General features: G+C 30.6%; 24 protein-coding genes. 12 read left to right on the top strand and 12 right to left on the bottom strand.

Going from position 1 to position 25930, the window contains the following annotated elements; translation table 11 throughout:
• Positions 1-18: 18 nt before the first annotated feature.
• The gene (locus tag ACH2BC_RS09635; RefSeq protein ID WP_395053784.1) at positions 19-918 is read left to right on the top strand and encodes a metallophosphoesterase; all 900 of its coding nucleotides are present in this window, start codon (positions 19-21) and stop codon (positions 916-918) included.
• 1 nt (position 919) lies between these two features.
• Here the strand turns inward: ACH2BC_RS09635 and ACH2BC_RS09630 are convergent, their stop codons facing one another.
• The 6 genes from ACH2BC_RS09630 to ACH2BC_RS09605 all read right to left on the bottom strand — a co-directional run bounded on the left by ACH2BC_RS09630 (position 920) and on the right by ACH2BC_RS09605 (position 4637).
• Positions 920-1249: a ferredoxin gene (locus ACH2BC_RS09630; protein ID WP_395053783.1), complete on the bottom strand. Its 330-nt coding sequence runs from the start codon at positions 1247-1249 to the stop codon at positions 920-922.
• Positions 1250-1705, bottom strand: coding sequence for a DUF6036 family nucleotidyltransferase (locus tag ACH2BC_RS09625; protein ID WP_395053782.1), 456 nt, complete (start codon positions 1703-1705; stop codon positions 1250-1252).
• Complete coding sequence (locus ACH2BC_RS09620; protein WP_395053781.1) at positions 1689-1895, bottom strand: hypothetical protein; 207 nt, start codon at positions 1893-1895, stop codon at positions 1689-1691. Before ACH2BC_RS09620 ends, ACH2BC_RS09625 begins: the two co-directional genes overlap by 17 nt.
• Before the next feature lie 29 nt (positions 1896-1924).
• The gene (locus tag ACH2BC_RS09615) at positions 1925-2977 is read right to left on the bottom strand and encodes an NAD(P)/FAD-dependent oxidoreductase (RefSeq protein ID WP_395053780.1); all 1053 of its coding nucleotides are present in this window, start codon (positions 2975-2977) and stop codon (positions 1925-1927) included.
• 230 nt (positions 2978-3207) lie between these two features.
• Entirely contained in the window at positions 3208-3447 is a 240-nt protein-coding gene (locus ACH2BC_RS09610; RefSeq protein ID WP_395053779.1) for a NifU family protein, read from the bottom strand.
• A gap of 56 nt (positions 3448-3503) precedes the next feature.
• On the bottom strand, positions 3504-4637 hold the full coding sequence (locus ACH2BC_RS09605; protein ID WP_395053806.1) for a P-loop NTPase: 1134 nt from the start codon (positions 4635-4637) through the stop codon (positions 3504-3506).
• A gap of 185 nt (positions 4638-4822) precedes the next feature.
• On the opposite strand from ACH2BC_RS09605, the gene ACH2BC_RS09600 reads away from it, so the two are divergent.
• Positions 4823-5413 carry a hypothetical protein gene (locus tag ACH2BC_RS09600; RefSeq protein WP_395053778.1) on the top strand — a complete coding sequence of 197 codons (591 nt, stop codon included), beginning with the start codon at positions 4823-4825 and terminating at the stop codon, positions 5411-5413.
• Positions 5406-6206, top strand: a complete 801-nt coding sequence (locus ACH2BC_RS09595; RefSeq protein ID WP_395053777.1) for a hypothetical protein — start codon at positions 5406-5408, stop codon at positions 6204-6206. Before ACH2BC_RS09600 ends, ACH2BC_RS09595 begins: the two co-directional genes overlap by 8 nt.
• Before the next feature lie 14 nt (positions 6207-6220).
• Here ACH2BC_RS09595 and ACH2BC_RS09590 read toward each other — a convergent pair whose 3' ends face one another.
• The 3 genes from ACH2BC_RS09590 to trmB all read right to left on the bottom strand — a co-directional run bounded on the left by ACH2BC_RS09590 (position 6221) and on the right by trmB (position 7982).
• Positions 6221-6556, bottom strand: coding sequence for an MGMT family protein (locus ACH2BC_RS09590; protein WP_395053776.1), 336 nt, complete (start codon positions 6554-6556; stop codon positions 6221-6223).
• 18 nt (positions 6557-6574) lie between these two features.
• A complete protein-coding gene (locus ACH2BC_RS09585) occupies positions 6575-7213 on the bottom strand; it encodes a LysE family transporter (RefSeq protein WP_395053775.1) in 639 nt (212 codons plus the stop codon).
• A gap of 94 nt (positions 7214-7307) precedes the next feature.
• Positions 7308-7982 carry a tRNA (guanosine(46)-N7)-methyltransferase TrmB gene (gene trmB / locus ACH2BC_RS09580; protein WP_395053774.1) on the bottom strand — a complete coding sequence of 225 codons (675 nt, stop codon included), beginning with the start codon at positions 7980-7982 and terminating at the stop codon, positions 7308-7310.
• A gap of 220 nt (positions 7983-8202) precedes the next feature.
• Between trmB and ACH2BC_RS09575 the strand changes: the two genes are divergently transcribed.
• A complete protein-coding gene (locus tag ACH2BC_RS09575; RefSeq protein ID WP_395053773.1) occupies positions 8203-9249 on the top strand; it encodes a glycosyltransferase in 1047 nt (348 codons plus the stop codon).
• On the opposite strand, the gene ACH2BC_RS09570 is transcribed toward ACH2BC_RS09575, so the two are convergent.
• Complete coding sequence (locus tag ACH2BC_RS09570) at positions 9209-10273, bottom strand: sensor histidine kinase (protein WP_395053772.1); 1065 nt, start codon at positions 10271-10273, stop codon at positions 9209-9211. The two genes, ACH2BC_RS09575 and ACH2BC_RS09570, sit on opposite strands and share 41 nt — an antisense overlap.
• 85 nt (positions 10274-10358) lie before the next feature.
• Positions 10359-11042, bottom strand: a complete 684-nt coding sequence (locus tag ACH2BC_RS09565; RefSeq protein WP_395053771.1) for a response regulator transcription factor — start codon at positions 11040-11042, stop codon at positions 10359-10361.
• A 191-nt stretch (positions 11043-11233) separates the two neighbouring features.
• On the opposite strand from ACH2BC_RS09565, the gene ACH2BC_RS09560 reads away from it, so the two are divergent.
• The 7 genes from ACH2BC_RS09560 to ACH2BC_RS09530 all read left to right on the top strand — a co-directional run bounded on the left by ACH2BC_RS09560 (position 11234) and on the right by ACH2BC_RS09530 (position 19998).
• A complete protein-coding gene (locus tag ACH2BC_RS09560) occupies positions 11234-14014 on the top strand; it encodes a TonB-dependent receptor domain-containing protein (protein ID WP_395053770.1) in 2781 nt (926 codons plus the stop codon).
• 140 nt (positions 14015-14154) lie between these two features.
• Positions 14155-15351 carry a hypothetical protein gene (locus ACH2BC_RS09555; protein WP_395053769.1) on the top strand — a complete coding sequence of 399 codons (1197 nt, stop codon included), beginning with the start codon at positions 14155-14157 and terminating at the stop codon, positions 15349-15351.
• A gap of 106 nt (positions 15352-15457) precedes the next feature.
• Positions 15458-15793 (top strand): T9SS type A sorting domain-containing protein, encoded by a 336-nt coding sequence (locus ACH2BC_RS09550; protein WP_395053768.1) that lies wholly within the window; start codon positions 15458-15460, stop codon positions 15791-15793.
• Between the two features lie 95 nt (positions 15794-15888).
• On the top strand, positions 15889-17790 hold the full coding sequence (locus ACH2BC_RS09545; protein WP_395053767.1) for a T9SS type A sorting domain-containing protein: 1902 nt from the start codon (positions 15889-15891) through the stop codon (positions 17788-17790).
• 214 nt (positions 17791-18004) lie between these two features.
• Complete coding sequence (locus ACH2BC_RS09540; RefSeq protein ID WP_395053766.1) at positions 18005-18142, top strand: hypothetical protein; 138 nt, start codon at positions 18005-18007, stop codon at positions 18140-18142.
• Between the two features lie 120 nt (positions 18143-18262).
• Entirely contained in the window at positions 18263-19240 is a 978-nt protein-coding gene (locus ACH2BC_RS09535; protein ID WP_395053765.1) for an acyl transferase, read from the top strand.
• Positions 19241-19263: 23 nt separating this feature from the next.
• The gene (locus ACH2BC_RS09530; RefSeq protein WP_395053764.1) at positions 19264-19998 is read left to right on the top strand and encodes a hypothetical protein; all 735 of its coding nucleotides are present in this window, start codon (positions 19264-19266) and stop codon (positions 19996-19998) included.
• A gap of 57 nt (positions 19999-20055) precedes the next feature.
• On the opposite strand, the gene tyrS is transcribed toward ACH2BC_RS09530, so the two are convergent.
• Positions 20056-21351 (bottom strand): tyrosine--tRNA ligase, encoded by a 1296-nt coding sequence (gene tyrS / locus ACH2BC_RS09525; RefSeq protein ID WP_395053763.1) that lies wholly within the window; start codon positions 21349-21351, stop codon positions 20056-20058.
• A gap of 371 nt (positions 21352-21722) precedes the next feature.
• On the opposite strand from tyrS, the gene dnaE reads away from it, so the two are divergent.
• Positions 21723-25930 (top strand): DNA polymerase III subunit alpha (gene dnaE, locus ACH2BC_RS09520; RefSeq protein WP_395053762.1); only part of this gene is annotated, 4208 nt, incomplete at its 3' end.

The following is a 25930-nucleotide window of genomic DNA, read 5'->3' as shown; positions in this document are numbered from 1 at the left end:
GCTGTAAGAAAATATTGAATGTCATCACAAACTAGATTAACCAAAGCGTTTAACGAGGCAAAACGAATTCCATTCAACAACACTTCAAAGTTTATTTTGTTTAGTGATTGTCATCGTGGCGACGGAAGTTTTGCCGATGATTTTGCGAATAATCGTAATATTTATGTGCATGCTTTAAATCAATACTACAAAAATGATTTTCAATATATAGAACTTGGTGATGGCGATGAATTGTGGGAAAACTTATTTTTTAAAGATGTTCTCGAAGCCAATAAAAATGTTTTTTTGTTGCTCAAAAAGTTCTATTTAAAAGACAAATTACATATGATTTATGGCAATCACGATATGGTTTACAGAAATCCTAATATTGTAAAAAAGAATTTGTCTGAATATTTTGATACTACCGAAGGTAAAAATATGCCATTAATGCCAAATCTAACTTTTAACGAGGCATTGGTTTTGCAAAATACAGAAACTGGGCAAGAATTATTTTTAACACACGGTCATCAAGCCGATTTTATGAATTATGTAGGTTGGAAATTCAATCGATTTTTTGTTAGAATTTTGTGGAAACCATTGCAAGTTTGGGGAATAAAAGATCCAACAAGTCCAGCAAAAAATTATCTTGAACGTATAAAAGTAGAGCGAAAAATAAAAAAATGGATTGCTGATAATGGAAATATTATAACAATTGTAGGACATACTCATAGACCACACTTTCCTAAACCTCAAGAAAATTTATTGAATTTTTTCAATGATGGAAGTTGCGTTCATCCAAGAAACATAACAGGAATAGAAATAGAAAACGGAAAAATAGCTTTGATAAAATGGCTCATCGACACCAATGAAGATGGCGTTTTGCAAATTGTAAAAGAATATATTGAAACTCCAAAAAACTTGAGTGATTATGTTAAATAAATTATTGCTCTGGAGCAATTTCTATTGATAAACCTTCAATGTTAGAAGTTATATTAATTTGACAACCCAGTCTACTGTTGGGTTTTACATGATATGCTTCGCTTAACATTGCTTCTTCATCATCATTTCGTTCTGATTTTAAAACATCGTTCAAAATGTAACATTGACAAGATGCACACATTGCCATTCCGCCACAAACCCCAATTGTTCCTTCTTCGGCAAGTTCGTACATTCTAATAACTTCCATCAGATTTAAATTCATATCTGTTGGTGCATCAATAGTGTGAATTTGGCCATTTCTATCGGTGATATTTATTGTAATGTCTTGCATTTATTTTTTTTTATTCTTTAATTGCTCAACATCTGCTAAATCTTTATATCTCCCTGTAGCAATTTTATTTTTGATTAGATCATCAAAATTAATGTATGGAACATTTACCTCTTCAAATTTATACCATTTACAGTTTTGTTTGCTTTCCTCAAAAATAAGACCATCAACATTTGTAAGTATTTCAATTTTTCTTGGCTCAACACCAATACTCCAAACATCTAATTTTTCACTCATAAAATCTTCTTCTGAAAAAATGGGTGCGCCAAAATCAGAATAAACTTTTTTTAATTTATGATAATTATTTGAACTTCTTTCTATCCATACATCTAAATCTCCTGTGCTTCTGATGAATCCGTGAAGAATTACTGTATAGCCACCAACTAAAAGAAAATCAACAGTATGTTTTTCTAGTAATCTTAGAAAATCCTGAAAATCAATGTTAAAGAGATTTGGCATAAGCTCTACTTGAAAAAATTGTTCTATCAACCTTATCATCTGGACTCGATTGAAAAATATGATTTATAATATCACAAGCAGCATTCAATCTTTCTAAAGTTGTTTTATCTTTATAAAAAGTTACGTGATCATTAGCTTCTTCAAAAGTAGCTTTTGATACAATACTTCTATCCATTTTAAAGTCGTCCATAATTTAAATTTTATTACAAATGTAAAAATTTATTCTATAGATTTTACAACTGCTTTTTCTGCTTCTTTTCGTGTTCCGTCAAAACCATCAACGCCTGAAACTGTTGTGTATTTTAGCACGTATTTTTTTCCTGGATTCATTCGCTGATAAACACTTTGAACCATTAATGTAGCTTCGTGAAAGCCGCAGAGAATTAATTTTAATTTTCCAGGATACGTATTTACGTCGCCAATGGCATAAATTCCTTCGATGTTGGTTTGATAATCTAATGAATTGTTGACTTTTATGGCGTTTTTTTCTATTTCTAAACCCCAATTGGCTATTGTGCCCAATTTTGGCGTTAGTCCAAAAAGCGGAATAAAATAATCGGCTTCTAGATTTCTGTGTGCGCCATTTTCTTCAATATCAATAGATTCTAGTTTTTCTGATCCATTTAATGCGGTAACTTCTGCTGGAGTTATTAAGTGTATTTTGCCTAATTTTTTATATTCTTGAACTTTCTCTACTGAATCTAATGCGCCACGAAATTCGTTTCGTCTATGAATTAAAGTTACTGATGAAGCTACATCGGCAAGGAAAATACTCCAATCCAATGCAGAATCTCCGCCACCAGCGATTACAATTTTTTTATTTCTGAAAAGTTCAGGATCTTTTACAAAATATTCTACTCCTTTGTCTTCGTAAAAAGAAATGTCGTCTAGTAATGGTTTTCTGGGTTCAAAACTTCCTAATCCGCCAGCAATTGCAACTGCATTGGCTTGGTGTTGTGTTCCTTTATTGGTGGTTACTATAAAGGTTCCGTCTTCTTGTTTTTCGATGGTTTCGGCATTTTCATTTAAAGTAAATCCGGGTTGAAATTGCTTACTTTGTTCCATTAAATTGGAAACCAAATCGCCTGCCAATACTTCTGGAAAACCAGGAATATCATAAATTGGTTTTTTGGGATATAGTTCTGATAATTGTCCGCCAACTTGTGGCAAAGCATCAATTATGTGGCATTTTAATTTTAACAATCCTGCTTCGAAGACTGCGAAAAGTCCTGTTGGTCCTGCGCCTATTATTAATATGTCTGTTTTAATCATTGTTATAAAGTTGCGAGTTTTGAGTTGCGAGTTTTTGGTTTTTTGCCACTAAGACGCAAAGTCACTACGTTTTTTAATTTTAAATTTATTTTGTTCTCACTACAATTTGCGTGAAGGATGGAAGCGGTATTCTTTTTTGTGCCGATTTTTTTTCGGCCCAAAAAAGATATAGCGTACAGCCTGACCCTTTTCGGGTCACGCCCAATCCTTCGACTGCGCTCAGGAAAACACTATGCTACATTTACCACAGTTTCTATTTGTGGTGCATAGCGTTTAATTGTGGTTTCTACGCCAGCTTTTAACGTCATTTGATTGACGCTACAACCTGTGCATGCTCCTTCAAATCGAACTTTAACGTGCTTTTCGTCGTCTATTGAAACTAGCGAAATATCGCCACCATCGGAATTTAAAAAAGGACGAATTTCTTCTAATGCTTTTTCAATATTTAATGTTAATTCTTCGTGTGTCATAGTTTTAGATTTTTCCTCATCCCAGCCTTCTCCAAAGAAGAAGGAGAAAAGCTGATTTACTTTTTATTTACAGCCGAACAACCTGCCATTGTTGTAATTTTTATGGCTTCGGTTGGTTCTAGATTTTGATTTCTATTAATGGTTTCTTGCACTACATTTCGTGTAATTTCTTCAAAAACGCTTTCTATAATTGAACCTGTTTGCAATGCTGCTGGACGACCATAATCACCAGCTTCACGAATACTTTGAACTAGTGGAACTTCGCCAAGAAATGGAACTTGCAAGTCTAAAGCCAAATTTTTTGCGCCTTCTTTTCCAAAGATATAATATTTATTTTCTGGCAATTCCTCTGGTGTGAAGTACGCCATATTTTCGATAATTCCGAGAACTGGAACATTTATCGCATCAGATAAAAACATTGAAACGCCTTTTTTTGCATCTGCAAGTGCAACGGCTTGTGGCGTGCTTACTACAACTGCGCCAGTTATTGGCAATGATTGCATAATTGAAAGATGAATATCGCCTGTTCCTGGTGGTAAATCGATTAACATAAAGTCTAGATTTCCCCAATCGGCATCAAAAATCATTTGGTTTAATGCTTTGCTAGCCATTGGTCCACGCCAAATTACGGCTTGACTTGGTGCTGTAAAAAATCCGATAGAAAGTATTTTTACCTCGTAACTTTCGATAGGTTTCATTTTAGATTTTCCGTCAACGACAATTGAAATTGGTTTTTCGGTTTCTACATCGAACATTATTGGCATACTTGGACCATAAATATCGGCATCGAGAACGCCAACTGAAAACCCCATTTTGGCAAGCGTTACTGCCAAATTTGCTGTAACGGTTGATTTTCCAACGCCACCTTTTCCGGATGCAACGGCAATAATATTTTTTATTCCAGGAATTGCTTTTCCTTTTATTTCGTTTGGATTTTCTTTGGCTTCGACCTTAATATTCACTTTTACGATTGCTGTTGCAGAAAATTGTTCGTGTATAAGTTTACGAATATCGTCTTCGGCACGTTTTTTTATATGCATTGCTGGTGTGGAAATGAGTAAATCTACTGTAACTTCATCGCCAAAAATAAGCACATTTTGTACTGCGCCACTTTCTACCATATTTTTTCCTTCGCCAGCAATAGTAATGGTTTCTAATGCTTTGAGGATTTCTTTTCTATCTAATTTCATTGCTGTTTGTAATTTATTCATCAATCTTTATTAAGACTAATTTTAGATTGCAAAGATAGTAAGAAGTTTAAAGGTTTAAAAGTTTAAGAGTTTAAAGTTTAGATGGACAAATTATAAAGTTTTGTTAGTAGATTTGTAATTATTTATGAATTACTTAAAAGTTTGGAAAAATTATAAATTATTATATGGGATTATCAATTCATTACAAAGGAAGTTTAAAAAATGCAAACGATTTAAAATCATTAATTGAAGAAGTTGTTGATGTAGCAAAAGCTAATAATTGGAATTATTTTGTATTCGAAAATGAATTTGAAAATAATTCTTTTTCAGAAATTGTTGATACAGAAAATTTATTTGGAGTTATGATTTCGCCACCAGAATCTGAACCTTTTTGTTTTTCATTTTTATCTAATGGAAGAATGTCTGGATTGATTAATTTTAATGTAATGCAAATTGACAAAGTAATTAATGAAGATTTATTATATTTTGTTGCAACCAAAACGCAATATTCTGGATATGAAAATCATAAAAAATTAATTTTATTAACTGATTATATTAGTAAAAAATATTTAACTAATTTTACTTGTATTGATGAAGGATATTATTGGGAAACTCGCGACGAAGAATTACTAATAAAAACTTTTAATAGATATACAAGTTTAATTGAAAGTTTTACAAGTTCTGTAGAAATGATTCCTATGAATGAAGGTGAAATATTGGAAGATTATTTACTTAAAATTGCTGAAATAACTAATAAAAATTTGAAAAATGATTGATAAAGAAAACAACGAAGAAGAATTACCAAAACTAAGTTTAGAACAAGAAATAGAGTATAAAAAAATGAAGTTGTCTCTAGAAAATGATGCTGTTTTTGGAGGTAGCTCAAAAAATATTTCACCTGAAATTGAATCTCAATTTTTAGATTATGTATCTAATTTTGAAAATGCTTATAAAAACGTTAAGCAAATTACAGTTTATGAAAAGTTAGGCAAACCAAATTACAAAACAATTGAATCATTAAAATCTGAAGAAGATTTTGAAAATGAACTTGATACTATTTTAGAATTATTATCACAAAAAAATATTTATTTAGATATATTATGTAGTTATGAAAATCAAAATAAATTAATTTACTCGTTTATTGTTGAAGAACTTTTTAAACATGAAATGGATGATATGAATTTAGAAGGAATGGTAACTCATTTTATTTATGAAGAATTTTATCCTAACGATGAATATGATGTAGAAAATGAAAGTATAAATTTTATCAAAATGTACTTAAACACAAAATCTAATTTATATGAAGAATATCATTATAAAGACGCACTAAATCATGAAGCATTAAATAATTTTAGATATTTGTTTTCTAAATTTAAAATTAAATATTACAATTATGATTCGGCAATAATAAATAATGATGATGCTACTGCAAAATTTAGTATAGATTTTTCTGCAAAAATAAAAGGAACTGATGCAAAGATTTTATATTCTGGAGATGGATCAATTTCTTTTAAAAGAAAAGATGGGTATTGGTATATTCAAAATTTAAATTTGCCAGTAATGGACTAATTAGCAATTACAAATTAATTCTCTGGAGTCCAAAATACCTTCTCAAAATCCATAATTTGACTATCAACCACAACAATACCTTCATTTTCCAAGAGTTGTTGCATTAAATTAGTTCCGTCAAAATGCATTTTGCCAGTTAGCAATCCTTTTCTATTTACTACTCTGTGTGCAGGAACATCTTCTAGAGTATGGCTTGCATTCATTGCCCAACCTACCATTCTTGCCGATCGTGTTGCGCCAAGATGTTTTGCAATTGCGCCATAAGAAGTTACTTTTCCGTAAGGAATTTGTCGAGCTACGTTGTAGACTTTTTGAAAAAAATTATCGTTATCTGGATTGGATTTTGACATTTAGTTATTGAGTGAAAATTATTTCCAATAATACTGAATCACATTAATTAAAGTTATTATTGAAACTAAACCAGTTATGCTTCCTATAATTCTATTCATATTATTTACAAAAAAATCGGTCTTAGATTTTAATTTGTTAAAGAAAACAACATACCAATAAAATATTAGAAACGAACCAGTTACAACACCAAAAACAAAACTACAAATAGGCAAAACTTCAAACGAAAAAACATTAAAAGATGCCAGCGTAATACTAATTAATACATAATAAGGAATTGGAAAAAAATTAATTGCAGATAGTACCATTCCCATAAAAAACCTACTTCGTTTGCTTTTAACTTTTAAATTTTCTTGATCTTTAATATTTGGTTTTTTAGCAAACACTAAAAAATAAAAAGTTAAAATTATAAAAACTGCCAATCCTATTTCTCTAAACAATACTACAACTTCATCATGTTTATCAATATACTCTGCAAAAATTACAGAAATATAAGTTTGAAAAAAAATTACAATCAATGCGCCAAGAACAAACATCATTGCCTGTTTTTTTCCATCAGTTAAGCTCACTTTAGTTGCCGTCATATTAATTAATCCTGGCGGAAAAACCCCAATTGCAGCAGCAAGAAAACCAAATAAAAACGGTAAAATTATGTTCATTTAAATTGTAAAAATGTATAATGTAAAAACTGTAAAACTGTATAATGTAAAAACTGTAATACATTATACTATACTACATTATACAATTCAAAAACTATTTAATTTTAAAACGAATGTACGTAATTGCTTTGTTAATTTCCAAATATTGTTTCTCATAAAATGTTTGAAAATCAGTAACTTCCTTTGGCGAACCTTCATTTACATACACATTATGGTTGGCATACAACACCTCGTGACCTTCGCCATGAAGCAATCCAAGAGTGTAACCGTGCATAAATTCAGAGTCGGTTTTCAAGTTTACAACACCATTTGGTTTTAATATTTTTTTGTACAATTGTAAAAATTCCGAGTTGGTCATTCTGTGTTTTGTACGCTTATATTTTATTTGTGGATCAGGAAAAGTTATCCAAATTTCATCCACTTCATTCTCACTAAAAATATGATTTATAAGCTCAATTTGAGTTCTCACAAATGCAACATTGTGCAATTCATCATCAACAGCAGTTTTTGCACCACGCCAAAATCTTGCACCTTTCAAGTCAATTCCAACAAAGTTTTTATCAGGAAATTGTGCTGCCAATCCAACCGAATATTCGCCTTTTCCGCAACCCAATTCTATAACAATTGGATTATCATTTTTAAAAAAACCGCTATTCCATTTGCCTTTTAATTCGAATAAATTGCCAACAACTTCTTCTCTTGTAGGTTGAAAAACATTGTTAAATGTTTCATTTTCCTTAAACCGTTTTAACTTATTTTTACTTCCCACGACTAAATTTAATATTTTGGCAAAATTAAGGAAATATAAACTACCATCTATTAACTTATCTTTACTTTATTTTTTTAGAAACAAATGGTCGTTTTCTTATCTATTTTTGTAATTCCTGCCATACACTCCAATTTTTCCATTCTTGTTTATCAACAAGAATAGAAAAGATTTCCGTTGCTGTCAGGGTTAAAAGACTAACTTTATTGAATATTTATTAACTATGAACATACTCGTTGCACCATTAAATTGGGGTTTAGGTCACGCCACAAGATGCATACCAATAATAAATGCATTATTAGATAATGGTTTTAACCCAATTCTAGCATCAGATGGTACAGCATTAACATTATTAAAAAAAGAATTTCCCAATTTATTAACATTAGAATTACCATCATACAATGTAGAATATGCCAAAAAAGCGTCTAATTTTAAATGGAAAATCATAAAAAACAGTCCAAAAACTATAAATGCAATTCTACAGGAAAAGAAAATTATTAAAAGCTGGATAAAAGAATACAACCTTCTTGGCATCATTTCAGACAATCGTCTTGGCGTGCATTCTAAAAAAGTTCCATCAGTTTTTATAACACATCAACTTACAGTTTTATCAGGAAGAACAACATATATTTCTAGTAAAGTGCATCAGTTTTTTATAAAAAAATTCAACGAGTGTTGGGTTCCAGATTATAAAGATGTTCCAAATCTTACAGGAAAACTTGGGCATTTAAAAGATTCAAATTTAAACTTAAAATACATTGGCATTCTTAGCAGATTAGAAAAACAACAACTTCCATTAGTTTATGATTTAATGATTTTACTTTCTGGACCAGAACCGCAACGCACATTACTAGAAGAAAAATTAATTATAGAACTAGAAAATTACAACCAAAAAGTAGTTTTTATAAAAGGAAAAATAGAAGCACAACAAATAGTAAATGTTGAAAAAAATATAACTTTTTACAATTACATGCAAACTAAAGAACTAGAAAAAACCATAAACGAAAGTGAAATTGTATTGTGTCGATCTGGTTACACAACAATAATGGACTTGGCAAAACTAGAAAAAAAAGCGTTTTTTATTCCAACACCAGGACAATTTGAACAAGAATATTTAGCTAAAAGATTAAAAAAACAAGGATTAGTACCAACAGCCAAGCAGGATAAATTTAAACTAGAAAACTTAAATGAAATTCCATTTTACAAAGGGTTAAATAATTTAGAAATTACTAATAATTGGGCTGAACTGTTTTCACTTTTTCAAGCGTAAAAGAAAATTCCGATCCTTTACCAAATTCACTTTCTATATAAATTTTTTCATCGTGACCTTCAATAATGTGTTTCACAATAGAAAGGCCAAGACCACTTCCACCTTCACTTCTTGCGCCACTTTTATCTACCCTAAAAAAACGTTCAAACAATCTAGAAATATTATTTTTTTCTATTCCTTCGCCGTTGTCTCTAATTCTAATTATAATTTTATTCTTTATTAAATCTTCAATAGTAACTTCGGTTGTACCGTTTTCTTTACCATATTTTATTGAGTTTTCCACTAGGTTTGTAACAACTTGTTCTATTTTTTCTTTGTCTGCATATACATTAATTGGTTTGCTATAACGTCTATCATACATTAAAATAATATTTTTTTTATCGGCATTCATTTCTAGTAAATCAAACACGTTTTGAACCAATTCAATAATATTAAATTGCGAATATTCTAAGTTTAAATCGCCCATTTCAAATTTAGAAATCATATCTAAATCGTTTACAATATAAATCAATCGTTCTACACCTTTTTCTGCTCTTTCTAAATATTTTTTACGTAAATCTTTGTCTTTCATTCCACCACCAAGCAATGTAGAAAGATATCCTTGAACAGTAAATAAAGGTGTTTTTAATTCGTGCGAAACGTTACCAAGAAATTCACGTCTATATTCTTCTCTAACTTTTAGAGTTTCAATTTCTAGTTTTTTATCTGTAGCAAACTTTTTAACTTCTCTAGTTAACGTTGCCATATCTGTTGTAATTGGTTGACTTCTAAAGGTTGTAGAATCTAGCAACGAAACATCATCATATATTTTTTTTACACCTCTATAAATAAAATGTTCTACACGATATTGAATTACAAAAAAAGAAAATATTCCAATAATTAAGGCAAATAGTAAACAAAATTGCAGTGAAAATGTAAAAAATAAAAGCAACAATCCACCAACTAAACCTGTAGAAAAAAGTGTAATGTACAAGGCAGATTTAACTGCAAATTTATAGGTTTTTTTAAAATTGAGTGACGTCATTTTTTAAGTACAAAGAAAAATAGGTTTCGTTGGTACAAAAGTAAAGGTATTTGTATAAAATTTAGTATTAGTTAGTTAAGAATTTTTAAACTTCAAATTTGTATCCAACGCCTTTAATGGTTTTAAATAATTCTTCGCCAATTTTTTCACGAAGTTTTCTTATGTGAACATCAATAGTTCGTCCGCCAACAATTACTTCATTACCCCAAACTTTATCAAGAATTTCTTCTCGTTTAAATACTTTTCCTGGTTTAGAAGCCAATAAATAAAACAATTCAAATTCTTTTCTTGGCAACACAATTTCTTTGTCGCTCATTATAATTTTATATTCTTCTCTATTTATTATAATGTCGCCTACATTTAGGTTTTCAGAAGCTGGAGCATCATCTTTCAATCGTCTTAACAATGCCTTTACTTTACTTACTAATAATTTTGGTTTTATTGGTTTTGCAATATAATCATCTGCGCCAGCATCAAAACCTGCAACTTGAGAATAATCTTCGCTTCGTGCTGTTAAAAAAGCAATAATTACATTACTTAATTCTGGAATTTTTCTAATGTTTTCGCAAGCTTCCATTCCGTCCATTTCTGGCATCATTACATCCATAATTATTAACTGAGGATGTTCTTTTTTAGCCACAGCAATAGCTTCTTTGCCATTACTAGCCGTTACAATTTTATATCCTTCTTGCGATAAATTATATCCTACAATTTCTAGAATATCTTGTTCGTCGTCTACCAATAAAATTTTAATTTCCTTTTTTTTCATAAAGCAAAATAGTTTTGTTTGCGATTGTAAATATAACACATTATTAACACGAAATTTTTCTTAAACTGCTGTTAACTGAAATTTAATCTCTTAACATTAAGATAATAATTACCAAACCTAATGTTAAATTTTAAGTAACATTGGCTTTAAGTTGTTGAAGTTCCTTTGCACAAAAATAAACACACATTATAATGAAATTAAAAACTTTAATTTTTTTACTATTTATCGGACTTTCTTCTTTAGCTCAAACTAAAGGTACAATAAACGGAACAATTACCGACAAAGATTCCAATAATACACCTTTAGCTTTTGCAAATGCGTTAGTAAAAGATACAAATATTGGTGTTACAACTGATGAAGCAGGAAAATTTTCTATAGCTATTGAACCAGGAAATTACACATTACAATTAAGTTTTATTGGATATGAATCTGTAGAAGTTCCAGTTACAGTAGTTGCAGGACAAACAGTAACTGTAAATAAAGCACTTGGTTCTGGTGGTTATAAACTTGAAGATGTAAAAATTCAAGGTGCATCGTCTAACAGAGAAAAAGAAACTGCGTTACTAATTGATCAAAAAAAGGCAGTAGAAATTAAGCAAAGTATTGGTGCGCAAGAAATGTCAAGAAAAGGCGTTAGCGATGTAGAAGAAGGATTAACAAAAATTACAGGAATTACTAAAGTTGACGGAAGAGGATTATTTGTTAGAGGATTGGAAGATAGATATAATAATTTATTGATTAATGATTTACAAGCGCCATCTAACAGTCCGTTTAAAAAAATTATTCCTTTAGATTTATTTCCTACAGATATTGTTGGTGTTTTAAATGTTTACAAAACGTTTAATCCTAATATTTCTGGAGATTTTGCCGGAGCAACAATAAATATTGAAACTGCGCAACCTAGAACAAGCATAACTAAAATTAGTACTGGTGTTGGCTACACAACAGGAAATAATGGTGAAGATTTTTTAATTTCTGAGGATGCAAAAACCACTCAAGGATTTCTAGGATTAATAGGAAAAGATAGAGTTTTACCAGAAGCATTTGGAACACGACCATCAGGAGTAATTTTAACGCCAAGTCAATATAACGAATCTAGTAAACAAAATAATTGGAATGTTGATAAATCTACTAGTCCGATAAATAGTAGTGTTGGATTTTTACACACTGAAAAATTTAATTTAAAAAACAACAATACTATAAATTATATTTTCTCTACCAATGCTGAAAATAGTTATCAAATTAGAAATGGTGTTGATAGAACATTTAATCAAGGTCAAGGAAATTACGATAACAATTTAAATACAACTAGATATACTTATACAACAACTTTTTCAGGTTTAGTAGGAGTAAGATTTAAATCTAAGCGTTTTGGAATTGCAATAAATTCTTTTTTACTTAAATCTACATCAAGCATAATTGAAGATCAGTTAGGATATACTAATAGTTTATCAACTAATCCAAATATAATTATTCGTGGCAATCAATTTGAAGAATCTAAATATTGGAACAATCAAATTTTAGCTAATTATACTATTAATGATAATCAATCTTTAAAAGGAGGATTTTCTTATGTAAAAACAGAGTTTGGTCAACCAGATAGAAAATTCATTACTGGAGAAAAAATAAATGAAACAGATATAAAAGTCACTTATGGAGGAAATAATCTTATTCGTCAATTTTTAGATGTATCTGACGATAGATATTTTTCTGGAATGTTAGAATATAATTTAAAATTGAATAAAACTGAAAGTGGAAAATCAAATAGAGTATCAGTTGGTTATAATGGTTTTAACCAAGAGGATGTTTATACATATCGTTTTATATTTGGAAAACCGTTAATTTCAAATTCTTATACAACTAACATCAATAATATTAGCGAACCAATTTCTAACGATGTAAATGCAGGACTTTTAAATTTCACAGAAGAATCTACTGGAGATTATAAGGCAAAACTATATCAAAATGTGAATTCTGGTTATGCAAATGGATTTTTCAATTTTGGCGAAAAATGGGAAATTAATGGTGGTGTTCGTGTAGAAAGTTCTATTAGAGAAGTTAAATTTAGAGAAATTGGCGATGCATTTAATGCTAAATATAGAAAACTTACTAAAGAAAATCTAGACATTTTGCCTTCTGTAAATGTAAAATATACCGTTAATGAAAATAATAACATTCGTTTTGCAGCATCTAAAACTTTAACAAGACCAGTTTCAATTGAATCTTCTACACTTAGATATATTAATCCAGATGGAACTGTTCAACAAGGAAACCCAAATATTAATAATAGTGACAATATTAATTTAGATTTAAAATATGAAATTTTTCCTAATGCTAAAGAGTTAATTGCTGTTGGTGTTTTTGGAAAACAAATTAAAAATCCTATTGAAAGAGTTTTTATTGCTAATGCTAGTAGTGGTGGACAAATTACAACGTATCAAAATTCTAAAGATGCAACTTTATTTGGTGCAGAAATTGAAATGTTGTTACAATTAAAAAGAGTTTCACCAATGTTAGATAATTTTTCTTTCGGATTTAATACTTCATTAATGCAAACTAAAGTAAATATAGATAAAATTAATAATCCTATAGAAAATAGCCCATCAAGAGACTTACAAGGCGCAGCGAATTGGGTAATCAATTCTGATTTAAAATATGATTTTCAGTTTAATGAAGATATGAAAAATTCAATTTCATTAGTATATGGAGTTTCTGGAGATAGAATTTACGCAGTTGGAACAGCAGGATTAGATAATATTTACGAAAGACCTTTTAGTAAACTAGATTTTATCTGGACAAGTAAACTATCTAAAAATATTGAAGCAAAGTTTGCAGTAGATAATATTTTAAATCCAAAATTTAAAAGAGAATTAGGAGACAACAGTCAAGTTAACATTACCGAAACAGATTTAACAATAAAAGATTTTAAAAGAGGAACTGGGTTTTCTTTAAACATTAACTACACGTTTTAAAAAGGAAATTAATTGTAAAACAGCTAACACACAATTTACAATCACTTTAATTTTTAGTAATCTATTCGTAATAATTAAGTAACTCTCAAAAAAAAGTATAAAACTATTTTTGTAGAGTACAATATAAAAACAAACACACTATGAAAAAATTAGTTTTAAGTTTAACATTATTTAGTTTAATTCTGTCAAGCTGTACATCTAGCGATGACGAAGGTACAACTGCACCTACACTTGGTAGTGGAGAATTATCTGGAGATGCTACAGTTAGTAAATCCTACATTAAAGGAAATTACACTCTTGTTGGAGTTGTAAAAATAAAATCAGGTACAACTTTAACATTTGACGCAGGATCAACAATAACTGCAGATGTAAGTAACGGATTTGACGCAATTTTAGTAGAAAATGGAGGTAAATTAATTATGAATGGAACTGCTGCAGAACCAATTGTATGTACACACATTACAAAAGTTTCTGGTTCTTGGGGTGGAATTATTATGTATGGCGATGCTCCAATAGTTGGCGCAGCTTCTGTTGCAACAGCAAACTCTGAGGACGGAATTACAACCGTTGTTGGCGGTGTTTCAATTCCATATTCTTATGGTGGAACTAATCAAACTCACAATGGAGGTTCTTTAAAATATGTACGTGTAGAATATGCAGGTAAAAAAATTACAGATGGAACTGCTGAATTAAATGGATTTTCTTTTTATGCTGTAGGTTCAGGAACTGTATTAGAAAACCTAGTTTCATATAAAGGAAACGATGACGGATTTGAATTTTATGGCGGAACAGTAAGTGCTACAAATTTAATTTCTTACGGAAATGCCGATGATTCTTTTGATTGGCAAGATGGATGGAGAGGAGAATTAAACAGCAACTGGTATGCTTACCAAGTTGGAGTTGCCAACTTTGGAATGGAAATTGAAGCTAAAGGTATAAACAATGCATTTGGACCAAAAGTTTCAAACATTACTTTAAAAAGAGCTGTAGGAACAATTACCGAAGGTGGATCATCTGCTGCAGAGTATGATGCAATTCAATTTAAAAAACAAGGAAATGGAGAATATACTAATGTTTTAATTTCTGGATATTTAACAACTGGTGCAACTGCGGTAAGAATTCAAGATCTTGCAACTAATACAGATCAAGTTAACGGAAATAAAATTAAATTATTAGGAGTTAAAATTCTTGATGCTGCAACAACCGCTTCTGCTGGAGCAACTGGAATTACAGTGGCATTTCCTGCTGCTAATTATGTTATTAACACAACTGCAACTGGAGCAGCATTAACTCCTGGAGCTTGGGCTACAGTTGATGGTGTTAACTTATTGCAATAAAAAATCATATAATTTTCATAAAAATCCCTCAATTTGAGGGATTTTTTTATTTTTGGTATGTTATTTGAAATACATTTTATACATTTGTAATAACCAAATTGAACTCATGACAAAAAATTACCTTTATATCCTACTTTTTTTCCTTTGTCTTTCAGGTTCTACTGCAATGGCACAAGAAGGAAAATCACAATCTAAAGTACAAGATAGTACAATAGATGGTTTGTCTTTTTATCCTAATCCAGTTAGTAATGGTAAAATTTATATTACTTCTAAATCGTCTGATGATAAAGAAGTTACCATTTATGATGTACTAGGTAAAAAAGTACTTCAAGCTGTTTTAACTTCTAAAGAGTTAAACATTGGCAATCTTTCTCCAGGCGTTTACATCATTAAAATTAAAGAAGGTGATGCAACAGCAACTAGAAAATTGATTGTCAAATAGTTAATATTAATTACAATTAATCTTTTTTTAACCTTGATTATTTTATTGTAATAAAATAGTCTTTATATTTGTGGTCTAATTTTATATAAAAAACAATGAAAAAAATTTACTCTTTAATTTTATTAGTTTTAACAACCTTATCTTTTGGTCAAGTTGTTTCCGAAGATTTTAACAATGCTGACAGTTCATTATTGACAGCAAATGGATGGGTTGCAAATAGTGGAGCAGGCACAAATTCTGTCGATGTTGGAGTGTCTAATGGACTTACTTATACTGGTTATTCTGGAACTACTGGTTTCACAGCTGCTGCCATCGGAAATGCTGCACGTTTAGATAATACAGGTGAAGATCTTAATAAGGCTTTTACAACACCTGTTACAACAGGTTCTCTTTATTATAGTTTTTTAGTTAATGCAGCAACAGCTGATGCTGGTTATTTCACTCATTTTGGTCCAGGTGGAATTCCAACTTCTCCATTTGCTGCTAGAGTTTTTATTAAAGCAGGATCTGTGGCGGGTAAAATAAATTTTGGTATTTCAAACTCAGGTACAGGAACTTTTAGTGCAACTCCTACGGATTATGATGTTAATACAACTTATTTGATTATAGTTAAATATGATGTTTCTACTACTGGAGCAGTTTCATTATGGGTTAAAGCAAGTGGTGTTCCTGCAACTGAAGCTTCTGCTGGTTCGCCTGAAGCTTCTGCATCTGGTTCTGGTTCTGCAAGTGTTGGAGGTGTATATTTGAGACAATATGCTGCAACACAAAATATTACAGTTGATGGAATAAGAGTTTATCCAACTTGGTTTAACACAATTCCTTGTGCATTGACTATTTCAGGAGAAACAGCAGTTTGCGATGCGGTTACATCGGCAATTGATACTTACACAGCTACAATACCATTTACTGGTGGTAATTCAGGAACTTATAACTTATCTGCATCATCAGGAACAATTGGAGGCGATAATCCATCAACAACAGTTGCAGGTAATATTTTAATCACTAATATTCAAGAAGGAATAACAGTTACACTTACAGTTACTGGAAGTTGTGGATTTAATAAAATAATTTCTGCTCCAGATTGTAAACCAGTAAATACTATACCTTATTCAGAAAGCTTTAATTACACTGTGGGTTCTTCACTAGGAACTTCACAAAGATGGGCTTCATTAAATACTGGTGATAATGTATTGATTGCTACAGGTAATTTAAACTATACAGGTTTAACATCTTCTGGTAATTCTGCTTCTTTTTCTGGATCTGGTGCAGAAGCTTTTACACCTTTTACAACCACAAATACTGGAACTATTTACACATCTTATTTAATGAATGTTACAGATTTAGCAAATGTTACTACTAATCCAACCGAAACATATTTTTCTGGAATAACAGGAACAGTTTCTGGAGATTACAGAGCAAGATTGTTTATTAAAAGTTTAGGAACTCAATACCAATTAGGTTTTGATACTGCATCTACAACAATTAATTATGATGCAACTTTAAGAAATGTTGGCGATGTAGTTCTTGTGGTAATAGGATATGATTTTGGTGCAAATAGTTTAAACGCTTGGATTAATCCAACATTAGCAACATTTACAGCAGCAACACCAGCATCTTTTTCTTTAACACCAATTACACCAATTGCAAATATTGGAGGATTTATTTTAAGACAAGATGGTGCAACTTCAACACCTTCAATTACTATTGATGAGTTAAGAGTAGGATTAACAACTGCTGAATTATTAAAAACAGCTTCTAACTCAATTTCTGGATTATCTATTTATCCAAACCCAGTAAAAGATGGTAAATTGTTCATAAATACAACTGCAAACGCAGAAAAAAGTATAACGGTTTATGACATTTTGGGAAAACAAGTTGTAAATGTAACAACTGCTTCAAGCGAAGTAAATGTTTCTTCTTTAAATGCAGGTGTTTACATTGTAAAAGTTACAGAAGAAGGTAAAACTGCAACAAGAAAATTAGTTATTCAATAAGTATTTTCTATTTATATTTCAAAGCTCCAATTTATGTTGGAGCTTTTTTATTTTTGGTACTTTTATAGTAAACCTTTTTTTAATTAAAATTTGCAATATTTAAAGATTTTCATCTTATCTTTGATTAAATTAATAGTATATGCAAACTTTAATAATATAAATAAATAACCCAAAAGCTTTTGCACTTTTAAAAGAGTTAGAAGAACTAAACGTCTTGAAAATTGAGAAAGATAATAGTATAGAAAATAAAATAAAATTATCCGATAAATATAAAGGTGTTTTTTCTAAAACTGACGCTATAGAATTTGATAAATATACTCAAACAATGAGAAAAGAATGGGACAATAACTAAATAAAAATAATCATATTTCAAAGCTCCAATTTATGTTGGAGCTTTTTTATTTTTAGTACTTTTGCATTAAATCTATTGTTAAATGAAATGTAGATTTTAAGATAAATTAAAATTCAAAAATTGATTTCCCACCAAGACATATTCACAATTCAAAATAACAAACAATTTGAAAAAATTGCTTTGAAAGTATTTCGTTTTCAATATGAAAATAATAGTGTTTATAAAGAATTTTGCGAGTTGTTAAAAGTAGAAAAAGGAAATGTAAAATCAATTTCGGAAATTCCTTTTTTACCCATTCAGTTTTTTAAAACACACAAGGTTGTTTCTACTAATGACGCAATTCAAGAAACCTTTACAAGTAGTGGAACAACTGGAATGATTACTAGTAAGCATTTGGTTACAGACAGAACGTTATACGAAGAAAGTTATAGAAAAGCTTTTTCTCAGTTCTATGGAAACATTGAAGATTATGCAGTTTTGGCACTGTTACCATCTTATTTAGACAGAGAAGGTTCGTCATTAATATATATGGTAAACGATTTAATTAGTAGTTCTAAAAATGAAAATAGCAATTTTTATTTAAACAATTACACTGAATTAATTTCTAAACTAAAACAACTAGATTATTCTGGTCAAAATGTACTTTTAATTGGAGTTACTTATGCATTGTTAGATTTAATAGAACTACAAAAGTTTGATTTAAAAAACACAATTATTATGGAAACTGGCGGAATGAAAGGTAAGCGAAAAGAAATTATTAGAGAAGAATTGCATGATATTCTTTGTAATGGATTCGGAGTTTCTAGCATACATTCTGAGTATGGTATGACCGAATTATTATCGCAAGCATATTCATTGGGCAATGGAATCTTTGAATGTCCCAATTGGATGCAAGTTCACATTCGCGATACAGAAGATGCGTTAAATTATTTAGAAAACACAAAAACAGGTGGAATAAATGTTATAGATTTAGCCAATATTAATTCGTGTTCGTTTATTGCAACCCAAGATTTAGGCAAGAAATACAATAATAATTCGTTCGAAGTTTTAGGACGATTTGATAATTCTGATATTAGAGGTTGTAATTTAATGGTGTAACTTGTTTAAAATATTATAATACTATGAAAAAGATTTTATTGTTTTTACTAATTTCAATTGCTTCGTATTCTCAAAATGCTAAAATTCAAGTAAAAGTAGACTCTATTTATTACGTAGATACCAATTATAAAAACAGAGAATATTACATAAATTATCAAGTTACAAATACTACAGATAATGACATTTCGTTTTTTTTAATTCCAAATGCATTGATTGCAGAAACAGCTAGTTCATCAACATTATATACAGTTTATAAAATTTATCAAAACGGAATTTATGAAAATATGGATGGACCATTTTTTGAATATGAATCGTTAGAAGAATTACGTTTGGCTCAAATTGACGACATAAATTCAATAGAATTTAAAGGACTTTCTAATACTGTAAAACAAAACAGAAAAACTCAATTTGCAGAATACTTAAAAAACTATAAAGACGAAGGCGGATTAAGTCTTGACAAACAATGGATTTATGAAAACCAAAGATTATTGGATAATATTGTAAAATTAACACCTAATGAATCTCAAAAATTTACAATAAAAACACTTTGGAACAAAGACAAATACATTAAAAATGACGATTTAGAATTTTATTTAGACGATACTAAAACAATAGAATTTGAATTAATTTTAGACTTAAAAAAACAACAATTTAAACAAAAATTAGCTCCAGAATATTTTGCCAAAATAGAAAACGACACCAATTTTATCGAAGGAACTTTTGTATCTAATAAAATTGAAATTAGTTTTAAGGAATAAAAAAATCCCAATTTATAAAAATTGAGATTAAATCTTAACGCCAGTTTTAAAGGTAAATTAAACCACTCGCAAAACAAAATAATTTTTCTTGCCGCTTTGCAGTAATACAAATTCATTATTTATTAAGTCTTTCAAAGACAACACAAATTCATCAGTAACTTTAGTTTTATTTATCGAAATAGAATTGGCTGTCAACGCTCTTCTAGCTTCACCATTAGATTTAAAAAATCCAGATTTTTCGTTTAAAACATCCACAATATTAATTCCAATTTCAACAGCAGCAATTGCAATTTCTGCCTGCGGAACACCTTCAAAAACTTCAAGAAAAGTAGCTTCATCCAGTTGTTTTAGATCCTCAACTGTAGGATTTCCAAACAATATTTTCGAAGCTTCAATTGCTTTTTCAAGCTCTTCATTTCCGTGAACAAATGTGGTAACTTCTTCTGCCAATCGTTTTTGTAAAATTCTTAAATGTGCAACTTCATTATGTTCGGCAATTAAATTTTCTACACTATCTTTATTTAAAAAAGTAAAAATTTTAATATATTTTTCAGCATCAACATCAGTAGTATTCAGCCAAAATTGGTAAAATTTGTAAACAGATGTTTTATTGGCAGTCAACCATATATTTCCACCTTCACTTTTTCCAAATTTAGAACCATCAGCTTTAGTAATTAACGGACAAGTCATAGCAAATGCTTTTGCACCTTCGCCATTCATTCTTCTCACTAATTCTGTTCCTGTTGTAATGTTTCCCCATTGGTCGCTTCCACCCATTTGCAACAAGCAATTATAAGTTTTATACAAATGATGAAAATCGTAACCTTGAATTAATTGATAAGTAAACTCAGTAAAACTCATTCCTTCACCATCAGCACTCAAGCGTTTTTTAACAGAATCTTTTGCCATCATATAATTTACAGTAATACGTTTTCCAACATCTCTTGCAAAATTTATAAACGAAAAATCCTTCATCCAATCATAGTTATTAACCAATATTGCAGCATTATTTTCATCCGAATTAAAATCTAAAAATCGTGATAAAACAGCTTTAATTCCGGCAACATTTTTCTCCAAAGTTGCTTCATCTAGCAAGTTTCGTTCGTCACTTTTTCCAGATGGATCTCCAATCATTCCAGTCGCACCACCAATTAATGCAATAGGTTTATGACCATGATTGCCCAAATGCACCAAAAGAATTATAGGAACCAAACTACCAATATGCAACGAATCGCTAGTAGGATCAAACCCAATATAAGTGGTAGTCATTTCCTTTAAAAGTTGCTCTTCTGTGCCAGGCATCATATCGTGAACCAAACCGCGCCATTGTAATTCTGTTACCAAATTCTTCATTGTAAAACTATATTTTGCGCAAATATAATGAAAGTCAATCGCAATGCCAATTCAAGACTACTATTTAGCTATAACATTGAGCTTGTCAAAATGTTGAAGCGAATGGCTTGGGCTTTATCAATCCACCATTTTCCTGCTGTCCATTCCAATCTTTTATTAATTGCCTTGGTTTAAACCCAAGGCAATTAATAAAAGGATTTCCATTCCCATCAGGGCTAAAAAAACCTATCTTTTTTCCTTTTGTTAATAACTAAAATTCATAAATTATTTCGTAAATTGTACTTTTGATAAATCTCAAAATCAAATTTAAAACCCAATATTTTAGCGGTTTCATTTGGAATTTGGAATTTTTAATTTGGAACTTTTACATTATGTATTTAATATTCGATACCGAAACCACAGGATTACCCAAAAAATGGGCAGCACCAATTTCAGATACTGACAATTGGCCAAGATGCATTCAAATAGCTTGGCAACTGCACGACAAAATGGGAAATCTTATAGAACATCAAGACTATTTGGTGCAACCACAAGGTTTTAATATTCCGTATGATGCCGAAAGAATTCACGGAATTTCTACCGAATTAGCCCAAAAAGATGGAATTCCTTTGCAAGAAGTTTTAGAGAAATTCAATCTTGCATTGTCTAAATCCAAATTTATTGTTGGTCAAAATTTAGGTTTCGATGTAAATATTATGGGTTGCGAATTCTACCGAATGGGAATTCAATCATCAATGTCGTCAATGCCAATTCTAGATACGTGTACCGAAGTTACAGCATCACTTTTAAAATTACCTGGCGGAAAAGGAGGAAGGTTTAAATTACCAACATTAACTGAACTTCATCAACATCTTTTCAATCAACCATTTGCAGAAGCACACAACGCAACTGCCGATGTAGAAGCAACAACAAGATGCTTTTTTGAACTACTTCGTACCGAAGTTTTTACCAAACAAGAGCTTGAAGTAGAACAAGAATACTTTGAAGATTTTCAGCTAAAAAATCCTAGGTCAATTCAATTAATTGGATTGCAACACATCAATCTTAAAGAAGCAACAGACAAAATTCGTCAGCAATTTGGCGATAAAGAAAATGTATCTATTTCTAAAGAAACATTATCTACTAATAAGCAAATTCTTGTTGATACTCAGTTTGTTCATCTTCATAATCACACCCAGTTTTCTGTATTACAATCTACCATTTCTGTTCAAGATTTGGTAAAAGCTGCTATCAAAAATAAAATGCCAGCAGTTGCAATGACCGATATTGGCAATATGATGGGCGTTTTTCATTTTGTTAGAGATATTTTATACCATAATAAATCGGCAGAAGCCAAAAATAAAATTGCCATTGAAGCAGGAGAAATCCCAGAAGAAACTATAATAAAACCAATTGTTGGTTGCGAATTTTTTGTTTGCGATAATCATAAAGATAAAACTAGAAAAGACAATGGTTATCAAATTGTCTTACTTGCCAAAAACAAAAATGGCTATCACAATTTAGCCAAAATGTCTTCTATTGCTTACACTGAAGGTTTTTATTATGTTCCAAGAATCGACAAAGAAATTATCCAAAAATATAAAGATGACATCATTGTACTTTCTGGAAGTTTGTATGGCGAAATTCCAAACAAGGTTCTAAATCTGGGCGAAAATCAAGCCGAAGAAGCATTACTTTGGTGGAAAGAACAATTTGGTAAAGATTTATACATCGAATTAATGCGTCACAATCAAGAAGACGAAAATCGTGTAAATTCCACTTTAATTGATTTGGCCAGAAAGCATAATGTAAAACTGGTTGCCACCAATAATATCTTTTACATCAATAAAGAAGATGCAAACGCACATGATATTTTACTTTGCGTTCGCGATGGAGAAAAGCAAGCTACACCAATTGGTCGTGGTCGAGGTTACCGATTTGGATTAGACAATAAAGAATATTATTTCAAGTCGAGTGATGAAATGAAGCAACTCTTCAACGATTTGCCCGAAGCAATTGCCACTATTCAAGAAGTGGTTGATAAAATAGAAATTTTTAATTTGGCTCGCGAAGTTTTGCTTCCAATATTCGAAATACCAACTGAATTTATAGTTCATGAAGACGCATCTGATGGAGGAAAACGAGGAGAAAATAAATTTTTACATCATTTAACGTACGTAGGCGCAAAAAGACGATATGCAGAAATTACGCCAGAAATTCAAGAACGTATAGATTTTGAATTACTAACAATTCAAAATTCAGGTTATCCAGGATATTTTTTAATTGTGCAAGATTTCATTGCCGAAGCTAGAAAAATGGGAGTTTCTGTTGGTCCAGGTCGTGGTTCTGCTGCTGGTTCTGTTGTGGCTTATTGTCTCGGAATTACTAATATTGATCCACTTTTATACAATTTACTTTTTGAGAGATTTCTTAATCCAGATAGAGTTTCCCTTCCAGATATTGATATCGATTTTGACGATGAAGGACGAAGCAAAGTTATGGATTATGTAATTAATAAATATGGTTCCAAGCAAGTGGCACAAATTATTACTTATGGTACAATGGCTGCAAAATCATCTGTTCGTGATACAGCCAGAGTTTTAGATTTACCTTTATTTGAAGCCGATAAAATTGCCAAATTAATTCCGCTAAACTTGAATCTTGCCAAAATATTTTCAATGGACGATGCCAAATTAAAAGCAGCATTACGTCCAGAAGATTTTATTAAAGTTAAAGAATTAATTGCACTTGGTAAAGGTGAAGATTTGGGTGGAGAAACCATTCAGCAAGCACAAATATTAGAAGGTAATCTAAGAAATACAGGAATTCACGCTTGCGGAGTTATAATTACACCAAGCGATATTACTAATTTTGTTCCGGTGGCAACTGCCAAAGATTCTGATTTGTATGTTACCCAATTTGATAACTCGGTTGTAGAAAGTGCTGGCTTATTAAAAATGGATTTCTTGGGATTAAAAACCCTAACTTTAATTAAAGATACAGTTAAACTTGTAAAATATAGAACTGGAAAAGATATTGATCCAGATGCATTTCCTATCGATGATGTAAAAACGTATGAACTTTTTCAACGTGGCGAAACGGTTGGAATTTTTCAGTATGAAAGTGCTGGAATGCAAAAGTATATGAAGGAATTAAAACCAACAGTTTTTGGAGATTTAATTGCCATGAACGCACTTTATCGTCCTGGACCAATTGCTTATATTCCAAGTTTTATCAAACGAAAAAATGGCGAAGAAGACATTACTTATGATTTAGATGCGTGTGAAGAATTGCTAAAAGAAACTTACGGAATTACAGTTTACCAAGAGCAAGTAATGCTTTTGTCTCAAAAATTGGCCGATTTTTCTAAAGGTGATGCTGACGTTTTGCGTAAAGCAATGGGAAAAAAACAAAAAGATGTTTTGGATAAAATGAAACCCAAATTCATCGCGCAAGCCGAAGCTAAAGGACACAGCGCAGATAAACTAGAAAAAATTTGGAAAGATTGGGAAGCATTTGCAGAATATGCATTTAATAAATCGCATTCAACATGTTACGCTTGGATTGCTTATCAAACCGCGTATTTAAAAGCGAATTATCCTGCAGAATATATGGCTGCGGTTTTGAGTAATAATATGAGTGACATTAAGCAAGTTTCGTTCTTTATGGAAGAATGCAAGCGAATGGGATTGAAAGTTCTTGGTCCAGATGTAAACGAATCTTTTTATAAATTCACTGTAAACAATGACAACGCAGTTCGTTTTGGAATTGGCGCTGTAAAAGGAGTTGGTGCAAATGCAGTTGATACAATTGTTCAGAATAGAAAAGACGCACCATACAAATCAATATTTGATTTAGCCAAAAAAATTGATTTACGTGCAGCCAATAAAAAAGCATTTGAGAGTCTTGCTTTTGCTGGTGGTTTTGACTGTTTTGAAAACACACACAGAGCACAATATTTTCACATTGAAGGCGAAGGAATTACATTTTTAGAGAAAGCTATTCGTTATGGTTCTAAATTTCAAGAAAATGAAAATTCATCGCAAGTGAGTTTATTTGGCGAAGCAAGTGATGTTCAAATTGCCGAACCAGTTGTGCCACCATGCGACGATTGGAGTACAATGGAAAAATTAGCAAAAGAAAAAGAAGTAGTTGGAATTTATATTTCTGGTCATCCGCTTGACGATTATAAATATGAAATGAGTCAGTTTTGTAATGTAAAATTGATACAGCTCAAAAGTTTAGAAAATTTAATTGGTAAGAGTTTAACCTTTGGCGGAATTGTAACCAATGTGCAATACAGAACTGGAAAAAACGGAAAAGATTGGGCAATGTTCACCTTAGAAGGTTACGATGAAAGCCACGATTTTAGAATTTTTAACGAAGAATACTTAAAATTTAGACATTTCTTGGTTAACAATCAATTTATTTATTTCAAAATTGGAGTAAAAGACGGTTGGGTAAATAGAGAAACAGGTAAAAAATCGGAACCACAAATTTCATTTCAAGATGCTAAATTACTGGCTGATGTGTTACCAACATTTGCAAAAAAATTATCTATACAGTTGAATATTTACGATTTAAAACAGAATTTAATTCA

Origin of the sequence: Flavobacterium sp. (assembly GCF_043760115.1) — a bacterium.
In the GTDB taxonomy this organism is placed as follows: domain Bacteria; phylum Bacteroidota; class Bacteroidia; order Flavobacteriales; family Flavobacteriaceae; genus Flavobacterium.
This window is presented reverse-complemented; position numbering and strand designations above follow the sequence as displayed.